The sequence below is a fragment of the Janthinobacterium aestuarii genome, assembly GCF_046113285.1.
GTDB lineage: Bacteria > Pseudomonadota > Gammaproteobacteria > Burkholderiales > Burkholderiaceae_D > Janthinobacterium.
The window spans coordinates 992199-1009089 of the sequence record NZ_CP142524.1 but is presented as its reverse complement, the minus strand read 5'-3'; the positions used below and the strand labels follow the sequence as shown (position 1 = coordinate 1009089).

The 16891-nt window shown below is 64.7% G+C and carries 12 protein-coding genes; 2 read left to right on the top strand and 10 right to left on the bottom strand.

All coding sequences use genetic code 11. From position 1 onward, the window contains the following. Positions 1–49 precede the first annotated feature (49 nt). Together OX462_RS04555 and OX462_RS04550 are read left to right on the top strand one after the other, a co-directional pair. The gene (locus tag OX462_RS04555) at positions 50–1672 is read left to right on the top strand and encodes a histidine-type phosphatase (protein ID WP_409027875.1); all 1623 of its coding nucleotides are present in this window, start codon (positions 50–52) and stop codon (positions 1670–1672) included. Positions 1673–1767: 95 nt separating this feature from the next. Next, positions 1768–3354 (top strand): histidine-type phosphatase, encoded by a 1587-nt coding sequence (locus OX462_RS04550; protein WP_409027874.1) that lies wholly within the window; start codon positions 1768–1770, stop codon positions 3352–3354. Between the two features lie 30 nt (positions 3355–3384). Here the strand turns inward: OX462_RS04550 and OX462_RS04545 are convergent, their stop codons facing one another. The 10 genes from OX462_RS04545 to OX462_RS04500 form a co-directional block, all read right to left on the bottom strand. Beyond that, positions 3385–4884: a CoA-acylating methylmalonate-semialdehyde dehydrogenase gene (locus OX462_RS04545; RefSeq protein WP_409027873.1), complete on the bottom strand. Its 1500-nt coding sequence runs from the start codon at positions 4882–4884 to the stop codon at positions 3385–3387. Between the two features lie 14 nt (positions 4885–4898). After that, complete coding sequence (gene iolB / locus OX462_RS04540) at positions 4899–5693, bottom strand: 5-deoxy-glucuronate isomerase (protein WP_409027872.1); 795 nt, start codon at positions 5691–5693, stop codon at positions 4899–4901. Beyond that, positions 5690–6604, bottom strand: coding sequence for a myo-inosose-2 dehydratase (iolE, locus tag OX462_RS04535; RefSeq protein WP_409027871.1), 915 nt, complete (start codon positions 6602–6604; stop codon positions 5690–5692). Before iolE ends, iolB begins: the two co-directional genes overlap by 4 nt. Position 6605: 1 nt before the next feature. Continuing rightward, complete coding sequence (iolD, locus tag OX462_RS04530; protein ID WP_409027870.1) at positions 6606–8435, bottom strand: 3D-(3,5/4)-trihydroxycyclohexane-1,2-dione acylhydrolase (decyclizing); 1830 nt, start codon at positions 8433–8435, stop codon at positions 6606–6608. Next, on the bottom strand, positions 8432–10378 hold the full coding sequence (gene iolC / locus OX462_RS04525; RefSeq protein WP_409027869.1) for a bifunctional 5-dehydro-2-deoxygluconokinase/5-dehydro-2-deoxyphosphogluconate aldolase: 1947 nt from the start codon (positions 10376–10378) through the stop codon (positions 8432–8434). The genes iolD and iolC overlap by 4 nt, the downstream gene beginning before the upstream one ends. A 12-nt stretch (positions 10379–10390) precedes the next feature. Further along, positions 10391–11380, bottom strand: a complete 990-nt coding sequence (iolG, locus tag OX462_RS04520) for an inositol 2-dehydrogenase (RefSeq protein ID WP_083287742.1) — start codon at positions 11378–11380, stop codon at positions 10391–10393. Between the two features lie 70 nt (positions 11381–11450). Next, entirely contained in the window at positions 11451–12551 is a 1101-nt protein-coding gene (locus tag OX462_RS04515; protein WP_083287339.1) for a porin, read from the bottom strand. A gap of 111 nt (positions 12552–12662) precedes the next feature. Next, entirely contained in the window at positions 12663–13496 is an 834-nt protein-coding gene (locus tag OX462_RS04510; protein WP_076573113.1) for an inositol monophosphatase family protein, read from the bottom strand. Next, positions 13493–14578, bottom strand: a complete 1086-nt coding sequence (locus OX462_RS04505; RefSeq protein WP_409027868.1) for an ABC transporter ATP-binding protein — start codon at positions 14576–14578, stop codon at positions 13493–13495. The genes OX462_RS04510 and OX462_RS04505 overlap by 4 nt, the downstream gene beginning before the upstream one ends. Then, entirely contained in the window at positions 14575–16749 is a 2175-nt protein-coding gene (locus OX462_RS04500) for an ABC transporter permease (RefSeq protein ID WP_230502165.1), read from the bottom strand. The genes OX462_RS04505 and OX462_RS04500 overlap by 4 nt, the downstream gene beginning before the upstream one ends. Positions 16750–16891 lie beyond the last annotated feature (142 nt).

The window sequence follows — 16891 nt, the reverse complement described above, 5'->3', positions numbered from 1 at the left end:
CGCCGTCCTGCGCGGCGCGCCCGGGCAACTCACATCCAAAGGAAACGCCATGCTGCACGCACGCCATCTTCCCCTGTCCATCCTGATGCTCTCCCTGGCCGCCTGTGGCGGCGGCGAGACAACGCCGCCGGTAACGCCCCCTGTCACGCCGCCGGTGACGCCTCCTGTCACGCCGCCGCCAGCCACCTATTACCAGACCAAGACGCCGTACACGCCGCAGCAGGAGGCGGCCACGTATGAAGCCGCGCCGGCCGGCTACGCGCCCGTGTTCACCGAACTGGTGGCGCGCCACGGTTCGCGCGGCCTGTCGAGCATGAAGTACGACGCCGCCTTCTACAACGTCTGGCAAAGGGCCGCCGCCGACGATGCGCTCACGCCACTGGGGCAAAAGCTGGGCGCCGACATCCTGAAACTGATGAAGGCCAACGCGCTGCTCGGCTACGGCGTGGACGGCATCACGGCGCCCGGCTACGGCAACCTGTCGCAGACGGGCATCAATGAGCACAAGCAGCTGGCCGTGCGCATGCTGGCGCGCCTGCCCGCCCTGTTCACGCAACTGGGCGCGAACGCCGCCAGCGCGCCGCGCCAGATCGTCACCGTCAGTTCCGGCGTGGACCGCGCCAAGGACAGCGCCGCGTATTTTGCGCAGTCGCTGGCCGCCACGGCACCCAACGTCGCGCCGCTGATCACCCTGCCGCCCGCGCCCGCCGGCTACCCGGCCGGCAAGCCCGTGGCGCAGCCAGCTGGCACCAACCGCTTCCTGCTGTATGCGCACAAGCTGGTGCCCAAGACGGACCTCGTCACCGATGCCCTCGACGGCTACTACCAGACCTACCAGGACAGCCAGGCCTACCAGAACTACCTGAAAAGCCCCGACTTCCTGGCCAAGTACACGGCCATCGACACGGACGCCACGGCGCGCACCCTGGGCCGTGAAGTGCTGGAACGGCTGTTTAGCAAGGCGTTTGTCGACAAGATCGACAACGGCACCTACCGCTTCGCCAATACGGGTACTTACAGCTTCACCAGCGACGACGGCAAGTTCACCAATACCGTCACCGGCGACGGCGAGACCACCATCAAGGGCCTGGCCGATGCCGCTTCCGTGCTGTACAACCTGTACGCCATCATGGCCGGCATGACGAACGAGGTCAAAGCCGACTTCGTGCAGTACATGCCGTCGGACGCGGCCAAGTACCAGGCCTTCGTGCAGGATTACCAGGATTTCTACAACAAGGGTCCCGGCACCACGGAAAGCGCCGGCGTCACCTGGAACTACGTGCGCGCGCTGCGCGACGACTTCTTCACGGAAGTGGACGCCATCGCGCGCGGCGACCTGTCGCACGGCGCCAAGCTGCGCTTCACGCATGCGGAAGCCATCATCCCGCTGGCCACGGCCATGGGCCTGAAGACCGTCGTCGGCGCGCTGCCGGCGGCGCAGACCTACAGTTATGACAACAGCAGCTGGCGCGGCCTGTACGTGGCGCCGATGGCGGCCAACATGCAGTGGGACGTGTACCGCGACGCCAGCGGCAATGTGCTGGTAAAAATGCTGTACAACGAAAAGGAAACCGACTTCCAGGCCGCCTGCGATGGCGCGCGCCATGCGGCCGGCAGCCATTTCTATGTATATGCGAAGCTGAAGACCTGCTACGGCCACGTGGCGCAGTAAGCGGGAAGCGTGGGCGGGCCGGCTCCAGCCGTGCCCGCCTGATTGACGTTTGATGCTAGGCTTGCGCCCAGGAACTCATCACGTCACGGACTCCCATGCCTCCATCGCTTCCCCTGGCCAGCATCCCGCTGGCCCTGGCCCTCGCCATGTGCGCCGGTCCCACGCTGGCCGTCGAAGGCCATTACCAGACCAAGACGCCGTATGCGCCGCAGCAGGACCCGGCGACCTATGCCGCGCCGCCGGACGGCTTCCAGCCCATCTACACGCAACTGGTGGCGCGCCACGGCTCGCGCGGGCTCACCAGCATGAAGAACGACGCGGCCCTGTATGCGATGTGGCAACAGGCCGCCGCGCAGGATGCGCTCACGCCCCTGGGCCGCGAACTCGGCCCCGACATCCTGGCCCTGATGAAGGCCAATGCCTTGCTCGGTTATGGCGTGGCCGGCATCGAGCGGCCCGGCTACGGCAATCTGTCGCAGACGGGTATCGACGAGCACCGGCAGCTGGCCGTGCGCATGCTGGCGCGCCTGCCCACCCTGTTTGCGCAAGTGGGGCAAGACGCGGCGACGGCGCCGCGACAGCTCGTCACCATCCATTCCGGCGTGGACCGCGCGCGCGACAGTTCGCGCTTCTTCACGCAGTCGCTGCTCGAGCACGCGCCAGCGCTGACACCCTTGGTGTATCTGCCGCCCGCGCCGGCGCCATATCCGCAGGGGCGCAAGCCCGCGGTACAGCCGATATTGCAGCCCGATGGCGTCAACCGCTTCCTGCTGTACGCGCACAAGCTGGCGCCGCAGACGGACCGCGTCACCGATCCGGCCAACCCGTATTACGCCACCTATGCCGCCAGCCAGGCCTACCAGTACTATGAACGAAGCAAGCAGCTGGATGCGCTGATGGGCGCCCCGGCCAGGCTGCCTGCGGCGACCGCGCATGCGCGCCACATGCTCGAACGGCTGTTTTCTCCCGCCTTCCTCGACCAGTTGGAAGGCGGCCGCGCCAGCTATGCGGACACGGGCAGCTACACCTTCACCAGCGCCGACGGCAAGTTCACGCGCACCATGACGGGCAGCGGCAAGACCGTGATCCGCAGCCTGAATGCGGCCGCGACAAAACTGTATGAGCTGTATGCGATCGCGGCCGGCATGCGGCATGAAGTGCCGGTCGATTTCAGCCGCTACATGCCTGCCGAGGATGCGCGCTACTACGCGTATATCGCCGACCACGAGGATTTTTACCAGAAGGGACCGGCCACCAAGGAAAGCAGCGGTGTGACGTGGCGCTTTGCGCTGGCCTTGCGCGACGATTTTTTCAATGAGGTCGATGCGCTGGCCAGGGGAGATGTGCGCCACGCGGCGAAGCTGCGCTTCACGCACGCCGAGATGATCATTCCGCTCGCGTCGGCCATGGGCTTGCAGCAGGCGCTGGCCCCCTTGCCGGCATCGGTCAGTTACAGTTATGAAAACAATCCATGGCGCGGCCAGAACGTCTCGCCGCTGGCGGCCAATATGCAGTGGGATGTGTACCGCAACGACGCAGGGCAGCTCATCGTGCGCCTGCTGTACAACGAAAAGGAAACGGACTTCCAGGCCGCTTGCGACGGCGCCCGCATCGCGCCGGGCAGCGTCTTTTACGACTACGCAAAACTGAAAACCTGCTACGGACACGTGGCGGCGCGCTGACGCGCTGATACTGCGCGCCGCCAGCGCGCTTTACTTCAGGGTCGGCATGGCAAACTCGGCGCCGGCCGCCGTCGAGGCCGGCCAGCGCTGCGTCACCGCCTTCTGCTTCGTATAGAAACGCACCGATTCCGGGCCGTGCGCATGGTGGTCGCCGAACAGGCTGCGCTTCCAGCCGCCGAAGCTGTGGAAGGCCATCGGCACGGGAATCGGCACGTTCACGCCCACCATCCCCACCTGCACCCGGTGCGTATATTCGCGCGCCGTGTTGCCGTCGCGCGTGTAGATGGCCGTGCCGTTGCCGTATTCATGCGCATTGACCAGGTCCAGCGCGGTGGAAAAATCGGGCACGCGCACGATACAGAGCACGGGGCCGAAGATTTCCTCCTTGTAAATCGTCATGTCCGGCGTGACGTGGTCGAACAGGCTGCCGCCGAGGAAAAAGCCGTGCTCATGGCCCGGCAGCACGAAGCCGCGCCCATCGGCCACCAGCTTGGCGCCCTCTTCCACACCTTGCGCGATATAGCCGGCGATCTTCTCCTTGTGCACCTGCGTCACCACGGGACCCATCTCGGCCGACAGATCCATGCCCTGCGTGATCTTTAACGCCGCGATACGCGGCACCAGGGCTTCCACCAATTGATCCGCCACATTGCCCACCGCCACGACGACGGAAATGGCCATGCAGCGCTCCCCGGCCGAACCAAACGCGGCGCCCATCAGGGCATCGACCGTCTGGGGAATGTCCGCGTCGGGCATGACGACCATGTGGTTTTTCGCGCCACCGAGCGCCTGCACGCGCTTGCCCTGCGCGCAGCCCGTCGCATAGATATACTCGGCGATCGGCGTGGAACCGACGAAGCTGACGGCGCGCACGTCCGGGTGGTGCAGCAAGCCATCGACGGCTTCCTTGTCGCCCTGCACGACGTTGAAGACGCCGTCGGGCAAGCCGGCGTCCGTCAGCAGCTGCGCCAAGAGCAGGCTGGCCGACGGGTCGCGTTCCGACGGCTTTAATACAAACGTATTGCCGCAGGCAATCGCCATCGGGAACATCCACATCGGCACCATCACGGGAAAGTTGAACGGCGTGATGCCGACACACACGCCGAGCGCCTGGCGGATCGACCAGGCATCGATGCCGCCGGCCACCTGCTCCGAATACTCGCCCTTCATCAGTTGCGGGATGCCGCAGGCAAATTCCACCACTTCGATGCCGCGCGTGACTTCCCCTTTCGCATCCGTGAAGACCTTGCCGTGTTCACGCGTAATCAGCTCGGCCAGCTTGTCGGCGTTTTGCTCCAGCAACTCCTTGAATTTGAACATGACGCGGGCGCGGCGCAGCGGCGAGGTCTGCGACCAGGCGGGAAACGCCGCATGGGCGGCGGCCACAGCCGCATTCAGTTCGGCAGGCGTGGCCAGCGCCACCTTGGCCGTCACGGCGCCCGTGGCAGGATTAAACACGTCGCTCGTGCGCTCGGTGCGCGAGGCCATGGGGTTGCCACCAATAAAGTGGCCGATCATCGGGGTCGTCATTGTCTTGTCCTTGGTTATTTCGTCATCAGCCAGTCATGGGCCGGGTCGTTTTTAAAATGCCACACGCGTTTCGGGCCGGCCATCACGTTCAGGTAATAGCCATCGTAGCCATACGGCACGGTCACGGGGTGGTAGCCGCGCGGCACCATCACCACGTCGTGGTTTTCCACGGCCATGGCTTCATCGATGCTGCGGTCATCCGTGTAGACGCGTTGATACGCAAAGCCCTGTTCGGGGTTCAGCCGGTGATAATACGTTTCTTCCAGCGAGCTTTCGGTTGGAATATTGTCGCTGTCGTGCTTGTGCGGCGGATAGCTCGACGAGTGGCCGGACGGCGTGACGACTTCCACCACCAGCAAGCCGTCCGCTGCTTCCGTCTGCGGCAGGATGTCGCACACGTAGCGGGTATTCGCGCCCTGGCCGCGCACGGAACGCGTCATGCTGGAAGGTTCGATCAGGCGCGCCGGACGGTGGGTCGTGGCCGGCGCGCTGCACAGGGCCACCTCGGCGGCGCTCACGGCCGTGATACGCACCGTGGTGTCCAGCGGCACATACACGGCGTAGGGCGAGACGTCCTCGAAGACGCTGGCGCGCTTGCCGATGCCTTCCCAGACGTGATCGCCCGCCTGCACCGTGACCGTGCCCGTCAGCACGACGAGGCACAGTTCGCGGCTGCCCGTCTCCAGGCTGATGTGTTCGCCGGCTTGCAACCTGTGCGCGGCAAAGCCCACATGCGTCCAGCCGGCCGATGCGGGCGTGACCTCGACGATGGTCTGTCCCTGCCCCGCTTTCACCAGCAGCGGGCTCATGCCGCCTCCCGGCCCAGGCGCGGAATCGCGTCGACCAGGCTTGCCAGGTAATCGTGGCCCATCTTCGCGTATGCGTAGCTGGGGGCGACGGCCGGGTCTTGCTCCGCCTCCACCACCAGCCAGCCCGCGTAGCCATGCAGATACAGCCGCGTCAGGATGGCCGGGAAGTCGATGCAGCCGTCGCCCGGCACGCTGAAGGCGCCATTGATGACGGCCTGCAAAAAACTCCAGTGGCCATTGCGGGCCAGTTTCACCACGTTCGGGCGCACATCCTTGCAATGCACGTGGCAAATCCTGTCGATATGTTTATTGAGCACCGCCAGCGCGTCGCCGCCGGCAAACGTGATATGACCCGTATCAAACAACAAGCCCACTTCCGGCCCCGTCAGGGCCATCAATTGATCCACATCAGCCGGGGTTTCCACGTAGGCGCCCATGTGGTGGTGGTAGGCCAGGCGCACGCCGTGCGCCAGCAGGTGCTGCGCAAACGCCGTGAGTTTATCGGCGTAGTCCTGCCATTGCTGCTGCGACTGGAAACGCGGGCGTTTATACAGGGGGCGCGCTTCGCCCTGGATGGCGTCGGCCACTTCGCCGTAGACCATGACGGTGGCGCCGCTGTCGGCCAGCAGCCGCAAGTGCGGGCCGACGGAGGCGATCTCTTCTTCCACCGAGCGGTGCGCCAGGCGGCCCGAATACCAGCCGGAGACGCAGGCGAGATTGTATTTGCCCAGCACGGCGTTCAGGGACGGGGCATCTTTCGGAAACTTGTTGCCCAGTTCAAAACCCACGTAGCCGATCTCGGCGCCTTCCTTCAGCGCCGTTTCCAGGGGCGTTTCGCCGCCCAGGCTCGGTAAATCGTCGTTCATCCACGAGATCGGGTTGATGCCGATACGTACATTCCAGGTAGTCATTTCAATTCCTTTGTTTCAGGCGATCGTTTTCATAACGGGCACGCGCAGCTTGCACGCCGGACTGGGTGGAGACCTCGGGCACGGCCACTTCCCACCAGCAGCCGCCCTCCTGCGTCGTGCGCGTGTCGTCCGTGTCGATGCAGATCAGATACGTGCGCGAAGCTGCCCGGGCGCGCAGCATGGCCTGTTCCAGTTCGCCAATGTCGGCCACGTGCTCGGACAGCGCACCCAAGGACTGCGCATGCAGGGCAAAGTCGATGCGCGGGGCGCTGTCGGGCAGCATATTGTTGAACGAGGCATTGCCGCAGGCCTGCTGCAGGCGGTTGATGCAGCCGTAGCCCCGGTTGTCGAGCACGACGATGATGAGTTTTTTGTCGAGCATGACGGAGGTGGCGATTTCCGAATTCATCATCAGATAGCTGCCGTCGCCCACCATGACGATGACTTCGGCATCGGGCTTGGCCATCTTGACGCCCAAGCCGCCGGCGATCTCATAGCCCATGCACGAGTAGCCGTACTCCATGTGGTAGCCGCCCGGCGTGCTTGTCCGCCACAGTTTATGCAGTTCTGCCGGCAAGGTACCGGCCGCGCAGACGACGATGTCGCGGGTGGTGGAATCGACTGCGGAACGCTGCACGGCGCCGATGACTTCGCCGTCATACGGCAAGCCGGCCACCTCGCGTTTGCCGGTAATGGCCAGCACGGTATCGCGCCAGGCGTTGCCTGACTGCTGCGCGCGCTCCAGCCACTGGCCCGCGCTATTCCAGTGCGCCAGCCTTTGCGACAAGCCCTGCAAGCCCAGGGTCGCGTCCGCCTGTACACCCAGGCCGCGGCGTTTCAGCGCATCAAAGCTGTTGACGTTCAGGCTCACCAGCTGCGCCTGCGCAAACAGGGAGTTGGACCCGGTCGTGAAATCCTGCAGGCGCGTGCCGACGGCCAGCACCACGTCCGCGTCCGCCGCCAGCGCATTCGCGGCGGGCGAACCGGTGACGCCGATGGCGCCCAGCTGCAAGGGGTGGTCCCACGGTAAAGAACTCTTGCCCGCCTGGGTTTCCGCCACGGGGATGCCGTGGCGTTCGGCAAACGCCTGCAAGGCGGCGCCGGCCTGGCCGTACAGCACGCCGCCGCCGGCGACGATCAGCGGCTGCTTCGCCGCTTGCAGCAAGACGGCCGCCTCTTCCAGTTCCTGCTCGACGGGCGGCACGGCGCGGAAACGCACGGTCCTCGGCGCAAAGAATGCTTCCGGGTAGTCATATGCCATCGTCTGCACGTCCTGCGGCAGGGACAAGGTGACGGGTCCGCAGACGGCCGGGTCCGTCAAGGCGGCAATCGCGCGCGGCAAGGCCGTCAGCAATTGCTCCGGATAGACGATGCGGTCGAAATAGCGTGATAAAGGTTTAAAAGCGTCATTCACCGAGACGCTGCCGTCAGAAGCATCTTCCAGCTGCTGCAAGACGGGGTCCGGCGCGCGCGAGACGAACACGTCGCCGGGCAACAGCAAGACCGGCAGGCGGTTGACGTGGGCCAGCGCGGCGGCGGTGAGCAAGTTGGTGGCGCCGGGACCGATGGAACTGGTGACGGCCATCATGCGCCGGCGCATGTGGGCTTTCGCATAGGCGATGGCAGAGTGCGCCATCGCCTGCTCATTGTGGGCGCGGTAGGTGGGAAATTGCTCGCGGTACTGGTACAGCGCCTCGCCCAGGCCCGCCACGTTGCCGTGGCCAAAGATGGCAAAGGCGCCGCCGAACAAGGGTTCGCCATCCTCGGTGCGCAGCACGGACAGGTAGCGCACCAGCGCCTGCGCCATGGTCAATCTGATGGTGGCGCTCATGCGGCACGCTCCAGGCGGTTGCGCGTGCGTTGCCACAAGCTGATCAGCTGTTCGAAATTGGCGCGCACGGCGGCGATCAGGCCCGCATCGTCGAGTTCGCCGGCCAGCCAGCGGCGGCTCGGTTCCTGGAAGATGGTGCGGCCCACCATGAAACCCTTGCAGGTGGTGCTGGCACTGGCCTGCTCGAAACTGGCGGCCAGCGCGGCGATGGGCGCGTTCAAGCCCAGTAATACCACGCCACGGCAATACGGATCGCGCTCCTGCACGAGGGCATCGATGGCTTGCCATTGCTGGGCCGACATGCTTTCCAGTTTCCACCATTCCGGGTAGATGCCGAGGTTGTACAGGCGTTTCACCGCGCGATACACGGTATCGTCGTGCTGGGGCAGTGACTTGGCAGGAATAATTTCCAGCAGTAATTCATGGCCCGTGATTTGCGCCGCGTCGTACAAGCCCTTGATTTGCGCTTCCTGTTCCAGCCGGTTTTCCGGCGTATCGTCGGGATGCAGCTGCACCAGGCACTTGATCACGTGCTCCTTCGGCCACTGCGTCAAGCGCGACGCCAGCGAACGGCCCCAGTCGAATTGCAAGGGATTCGAGCCCGGCATCTCGACGGGACGGCCTATCCACCAGCCCCGTCCCGTCGCATCGTTGAGCGCGTCGACACCATAGCGGTCATCGATCAGCACGCCCGTGCCGCCCTGCAAGCCGCGCGCCGCCTCCGTCTGGCCCACGGCTTGCACGAACACTTGCTTGAGCTTTGAAATCCGCGCTTCGTCGCTCACGCCCTGCTGGGCCAGCTCAAAGAATTGCGTGCGGTGATCGAACGCGAATACGCACAACTCATTCCACTGTTTGCGCGCCACCGTCGTGCGGTGCAGGCGCGACAAGGTCGCATCCTGGTCAGGACGGGTCAGTTTGGCCGCGTTGGCCAGGAAATAGTCGAGCTCGACGGGCGACGGCATGGCCGGCGCGCAGCCGTGGCGCGACACGACGAGGGCGCCGCAGCCATTCGCATAGCGGCAGCACGCTTCGTAATCCTCGCCGCGCAGCCAGCCTTTCAGGAAGCCCGACAGGAAGGCATCGCCCGCACCGAGCACGTTCAACACTTCCACGCGCACGCCCTGATAGTTGAATGCCTCATCGAGACCGGCAGGGATGGCCGCCTCGATGACGGCGCAGCCCAGCGGCCCGCGCTTGACCACCAGGGTTGCACTGCTCACCTTGCGCACGGCGCGCAAGGACGCCATGATGTCGGTGCCGCCGCCGGCGATCATGAATTCCTCTTCCGTGCCGACGATCAGGTCAAACTGCGGCAGGATCGCCTGCAGATGTTTGGTGACGCCGTCGTTCGAGACGAACCGCGTTTCGCCGTCCGCCTTGCCCGACAAGCCCCACAGCACGGGCCGGTAATCGATGTCGAGCACGGTGCGCACGTTATTGGCGCGGGCCAGCTGCAATGCCTGCGTGCTGACGGCGTGCATGGCGGCGGTGGAAAAATGCGTGCCGGTGATTAATAACGCTTTGCTCGATGCAATGAAGGCAGCATCCACCGACGATGCGTCGATGGCCATGTCGGCGCAATTTTCGCGATAAAAGATCAGAGGGAAGGTGTGCTTGTCCTTGATGCCGAGCATCACCAGGGCGGTGAGCCGTTCGCGGTCGATGCCGACATGGCTGACGTCGCAGCCCTCCTGCGCCAAGGTATCGGTAAGGAAACGGCCCATGTGGTCGTCGCCCACTTTCGACAGCATGGCCGATTTCAAGCCCAGCCGGGCCGTGCCGAAGGCGATATTCGCCGACGAGCCGCCCAGGTACTTGGCGAAACTCGTCGCGTCTTCCAGGGTGCTGCCGATCTGCTGCGCGTACAGGTCCACCGCCAGGCGGCCCAGGCAGATCACGTCCAGCGCCCTACCCTGGGCAAATTCAGTCGTATTCTTCATGGCATTGTTTCCTTATGACAGTTGCACGATGCGCTGCTCGCGCCACGACACGGTGGCCGCTTCGGCCAGTTCCAGGGCTTTCAAGCCATCGTGGACGGTGGTGCGCAGCGCCGCGCCATGGGCAAAGGCGTCGAAAAAGTGCGCCATTTCGCTGGCGTAGGCGGCGCGGTAGCGTTCCAGGAAAAAGTCTTCCGGCTTGTCCACGCTGACGTTGACGGCACCATAGGCCGTCACTTCCGTCGGCTTGTGGTTGCCTGCCTGCAGCATACCGGCGCTGCCCAGCACTTCGAAACGCTGGTCGTAGCCGTAGGCGGCGCGGCGCGTGGTATTGATCTGGCACAAGCGTCCCTTCGCCGTGCGGATGGTCACAGCCGTGCAGTCGAGATCGCCCGCCGCGCCGATGGCCGGATCGACCAGGCAGCTGCCCGTGGCATGCACGCTGACGGCTTCATCGTCGAGTATCCAGCGGAAGATGTCGAAATCGTGGATCAGCATATCCTTGAAGATGCCGCCCGACACCTGGATGTAGCTGACGGGCGGCGGGCCCGGATCGCGGCTGGTGACGATGAGCATCTCCGGCGTGCCGATCTCGCCCGCCGCGATGCGCTGCTTGACGGCGGCAAACGTGGGGTCGTAGCGGCGCTGGAAGCCGATCATGCACAGCACTTTTGCCTCCTTGACGGCGGCGGCGGCGGCGCGCGCGCGCTCCAGCGTCAGGTCGACGGGCTTTTCGCAAAAGATGGCCTTGCCGGCGGCGGCCGCGCGCACGATCAGGTCCGCATGCGTATCCGTGCTCGACGCGATCAGCACGGCCTTGACTGCCGGGTCGGCCAGCACAGTGTCCACGCTGGCGACGCTGGCGCCATGCAGGGCCGCCACTTCCGCCGCCGCGCCCGCATGCACGTCGACCACGTATTTCAGGCGCACGCCGGGCTGGCGTACCAGATTGCCGGCGTGAATGCGGCCGATGCGCCCGGCGCCGAACAATGCCACTTGAATCATTTCCATCTCCTTGATAGTCGGTATCGCTTGGCCCGGAAATGCACACGTGTGCAAATCCGGGCTAAAAAAGTTAAAACAGGTGGATGACGCCCAGCATTACACCGCTGAGCTTGGCACCCTTCTTGGTGGCGGCGAAGGCATTGCCGCCAAACGTGTAGTTGGCGTTCTTGTCGTTATTGGTTTGCGTGTAGTAGGCGTAGACGGTGCTGCGCTTGGACAAGTAATACTCGTAGCCCAAAGTCGCCTGCTTGGCGCCGCTGTCGTCGCCGCGCACCAGGGTGGTGGCCTTGATGGTCACGCTGCTGCCGTTGGGCGCGCTGCCCGACACATCGCCTGCCACGCCGAAACGGCCGATGAAGGCACCGCCGCCCGCCTTGTAGGCGCCCGTGATGGTGAAGTAGTCGCGCTGCAAGTCGCCGCCGGCCACGTCATACACCATGCGGTTCCAGGCCACGCCCACGTCGCCGCCGCCGAAGTTGTAATTGCCCACGGCGCGGAACATCTTTTCGCTGAAGCCGGGACGCAAGTCCTTGTGCTTTTCATAGCCGACGGCGCCCTTCACGGGACCGTTTGCGTATTGCACGATGCCCGAATAGATGCGGTCGCCGTTCGATGCCTCGTTTTCGCTGGCGCGGTAAATCGTGGCGCTGAATCCCTGTACCACGGGCGTGCGATAGCTGACGGCATTCGAACTGCGGCGGTTGAAGCCTTCGCCGCCCAGCTGCGAAATGTTGGCGTCATCCTGGATGCCTTCGCCCACGAAACGGTTGGTGTAGCCGTTGATCTGGCGGATCGGCGTGGCGAAGCGGCCCAGCGCGATGCGGCCATAGGCGGGGTTTTCCAGCCCGACAAAGGTATCCTTGCTATTGATGGCGCCCGTGCCATCGTCGAGCTTGGCATTGCCCTCGATCTGGAAGAAGGCCGTGTTGCCATTGCCCAAATCTTCCCTTCCCCGGAAGCCGATCTTCGAGGAATTGTCCGATACGCGCGATACCGACTCGCCATTCGGCGCCGTGGCCGAGCTCGACGTTTCGATACGGTCGAAGCCCGCGTGGATGCGGCCGTACACGACGACGCTCGATTCGGCCAGCACGCAACCTGGTGCGACCAGCAACAATACGGCGGCGATCTTGTTCAACTGCATGGTGCTCTTTTTCATCCCGTTTTTCATTTTGTCTCCTGCTTGTTTTTATGGTGGTGGATTACTCATGATGCTCAACAGCGTGTTGCCACTACATGCGTCCCTCGCCGGACGCCTGCCCTCCCTTTCCAGTCAATGTGTTCAGGTACAGCGCGGCAAGGCCAGCGCCGCCAGTTGCGGATACAAGCGGGGGCCGCCCACCAGGATGGGGTTGCCCTTTTCCAGACCGTTATCGGCGAGGAAATCATTGCAGCGCCCGCCCGCTTCGTTGACGAGCACGATGCCCGCCAGGCAATCCCAGGAATTGATGTGCGGCTCGAAATAGCCGATCAGGCGCCCGGCCGCCACGTAGGCGATCATCAGCGCGCCGGAACCGTTGCGGATGAACATGCCGCCCTCTTCCAGCACGTCGAGCAGGAAGGGCAAAAAGGTATCGGTGCCCACGCGGTGCGAAAAGCCCACGCCCAGCACGCCGCCCTGCAGGCTGGCCACGTCGTTGATGCGCAGCCGCGTTTCGCCCGCCTTCGCCGTCACATGCGCGCCCTGCCCCAGGCAGGCGTGGAACAGCTCGTCCGCATTCGGGTCGTATACGGCGCCGATGGCGGGCTGGCCGTCGACCAGCACGCCGATCGACACGCACCAGGCCAGCATGCCGTTGACGAAACAGGCCGTGCCGTCGATGGGATCGATGACCCATACGCAGCGCGCGTCGGACGCGCCGCCGCCCCGCTCCTCGCCTACCACGGCGTCTTCCGGGAAGCGCTCGGCGATCTGCGCGCGCAGGAAATCCTCGACCATGCGGTCGGCGATGCTGACCATGTCCTGCAAGCCCTTTTCCTCGATCACCAGTTCCGTGCGGCGCTGGAACATGCCCAGCGCAATCTCGCCCGCCTGGCCGATGATGTGCCGGGCGTAGGCATAGCGTTCCAGCGTGGCCGCGTCGGCCAGTACCGCTGCCTGTGTCATATCTGTCATGCTTGTCCTCCAATGATGGCTGCGCCATGTTCGTGTACGGTCATGGCGACCGATGTGCCTTGCGTGAAAATCTGGCTCAAGTCGTGCGAGACGGCAAACAGTTCGCCGACCGGTGTCTCGAGCGTGTATTGCATTTCGCGTCCCAGGTAAGTGGCGCGCGCCACGCGCACCACCATGGCGCTGTCGGGCTGCGCGGGCGACAGCAGGATCGCTTCCGGACGCACGGCGAAACTCGCTTCGCCGCTGCGCTGGCTGCGGCATGGCAGGCGCAGCCGCAGCTTGCCCATGACGCAGACGGCCTTGCCGTCGGCCACCGATTCGATCACGCCATCGACGATGTTCGCGTTGCAGATGAAGTCGGCGACGAACTTGTCGGCCGGCGACTCGAACAGCTCGTACGGCGTGCCCTTTTGCGCAATCACCTGGCGGTTCATGACGATGATCTGGTCGGAAATGGCCAGCGCCTCTTCCTGGTCATGCGTGACGTACACGGCCGTCAAGCCCAGCTTGACCTGGATGTCGCGGATCTCGTCGCGCACGCGGCGGCGCAGTTTCGTGTCGAGGTTCGACAGCGGCTCGTCCAGCAGCAAGACCTTGGGCTGCAGCACCAGCGAACGGGCCACGGCCACCCTCTGCTGCTGGCCGCCCGACAACTCGTTGGGGAAGCGCGCGGCAAAGTCGGCCAGGCCCACCAGGCGCAGGCTTTCCTGCGCCCGTTCGATGGCGCGCGGCTTGGTCTCGCCCGAGACGGTCAAGCCGTAGCACACGTTGTCAAGCACCGTCATGTGCGGAAACAGTGCATAACTTTGGAACACCATGCTGACGTCGCGCTCGGCGGCGGAAGTCAAGGTGACGTCCTCGCCGGCCAGCAGGATGCGCCCGGCGCTGACGCGTTCCAGGCCCGCGATCAGGCGCAGGGTGGACGTCTTGCCGCAGCCGCTGGGACCCAGCAGGGTGACCATGGTGCGCGGCGCGATCGTGAACGACACATCGTTCACGGCCAGGGCCTTGCCGTAGCGCTTGGTAACACCATCGAATTCCAGCGCGGCAAGCTCTGTTGCTTGGGTAGTAAAGTGGTTCATGCGTAGCTCTTTTCCAGGTTGGGAACGGCGGCCGGCAGCGTTTTTTCGGCGCTGACGCGGCGAAGGCGGCGCTTGCCGACCAGCAAATGGATCAATTGGATGCACAGCAGGATGATGACGATCAGCACCGTGGCATAGGCGATGGCCGTGCCGTAGTTACCGTTCGACACCAGGCCGATGATGTAGGACGTGGCCATGTCGTAATCGGCGCTGACGAGGAAGACGACGGCCGAGATCGACGTGATCGAACGAACGAAGCCATACACGAGGGCCGAGGCGATGGCCGGGCGCAGCAGCGGCAGGATGACCTTGCGCATGGTGGTCCAGCTGCTGGCGCCCAGGGTGATCGACGCCTCGTCCAGGCTGCCGTCGAGCTGGCGCATGGCGGCGATGCCCGTGCGCAAGCCCATCGGCATGTTGCGGAAGACAAAGCACAGGATCAGAATCGTCGCCGTGCCCGTCAACTCGATCGGCGCCGAGTTGAACGCCAGGATGTAGCTGATGCCGATGACGGTGCCGGGAATGGCAAAGCTGAGCATGGTGCCGAACTCGAACGCGCTCTTCAGGGCGAATTGTTGGCGCACCAGCAGCCAGGCCGACAGGATGCCGACAAAGGCCGTCAAGGGCGCGGCGATGGCCGAAATCGTCAGGGTGGTGAACAGCGACGGCCAGGCCTGGCCCGTCCAGTGCCAGCCGGAAGCGCCCGCCGTGATGCCGAAGGCGTCGATGTAATGGCGCAAGGTGAAGGCATTGTCCTGGCCCCAGTTATTCACGAAGCCGCCCGCCACCACGGTGCCGTAGATCAGGGCCGTGAAGGCGAACCATGGCAGGGCGATGGTCCACAAAGTGGTTTTCAGGCGCGGGTTGAGCGAAGCGTGGCCGCCGTGGTCGGCCTTGCCCGTCACCGTCACATACGATTTCTTGCCCAGCCACAGGTTCTGGATGAAGAAGGCGCCCACGGCAAACGTCAGCAGCACGATGGCCAAAGTCGCCGCGCGGCCCTGGTCGTTCGAGGCGCCCACCACGGAAAAGAAGATCTCCGTCGACAGCACGTGGAAGTTGCCGCCCAAGACCATCGGGTTGCCGAAGTCGGCCATGCTTTCGATAAAGCACAGCAAGAAGGCATTGGCGATGCCGGGACGCATCAAGGGCAAGGAGACCTTGACGAAGGTTTGCCAACTGCTCGCGCCCAGGGTACCCGACGCTTCTTCCAGCGAGGGGCTGACGCCTTCGACCACACCGATCAATGTCATGAAGGCGATCGGCGCAAAGGCCAGCATCTGCGACAGCCACACGCCCGTCATGCCGTACAGCCAGCGGCTTTGCTCGATGCCAAACAACTCGCCGACGAGGCCCGTGATGGCGCCGTTGCGGCCGAACAGCAAAATCAGGGCCAGGCCCAGCACGAACGGCGGTGTGACGATCGGCAAGATGGTGATGGCGCGCATGGGGCGTACCCAGCGGCCATTGGTGCGCGTCACCAGCAGGGCGAACACGAGACCGAGGAAGGTGGCCGAGACGCCCGTCAGCAAGGCCAGCGCCAGGGTGTTCCAGGCCACGCCGCAGCGGCCGGGACCGGCCACGCAATTGAGGCTCCAGATGCCGGGGTCCGCCAGGCGGCGCGCCAGGGCGGCGGCGCCCGTGCCGCCATCGTCCATGGGCTGGCCGGCGCTCACCAGGATCAGCGCGACGGGGAACAGCACGAACAGGGAAATGAGGCAGATGATGAGGCCGATGGCGCCGGCCACGAAGGCGTCGCCGCGGCACACGCCGCAGGCGGCGGCGCCCGAGGTCAGCAGGAACAGCAGGCACAGCGCCAGCAGCAGCGCGCCGAAACCGAGGCCGGTGCCGGCGGCCAGCGGCCCCCAGCCCAGCCATGCCAGCCACAGCAGGCCCGCGCCACCGAGGGCGATCTGGCCCAGGCCCAGGGTCTTGCGGTGGGGATTGGCGGCCACCAGCGCGGCGCTGGCGGCGATCAGGGCAAAGAACACGCCCAGCGGCCAGGCGCCGAACGACAGCACGTGCAGCACGGCCGGCGCGCCACGTTCACTGAAGAACTGGCCGTCGCGCAGCCATTCGCCGGCGAACAGTCCCGCTTCCTGCTGCTGCCAGGGCAACAGGCACAACGCTGCCAAAGCGGCCAGCAGCCAGCCGTAAAATATCTTTTTCATGAGTTTCATCCAACTATGAACGTCTGAAATTCTGTTGCGCGGTGCGCCCTGTTTTCCAGACGTTTTGAACAATTGATATAGGTTTAACGCCTGCCAAAACTGTAGCGAGCGGCAGTGAGTTGCGGCCGAGACGCGCAGCTGT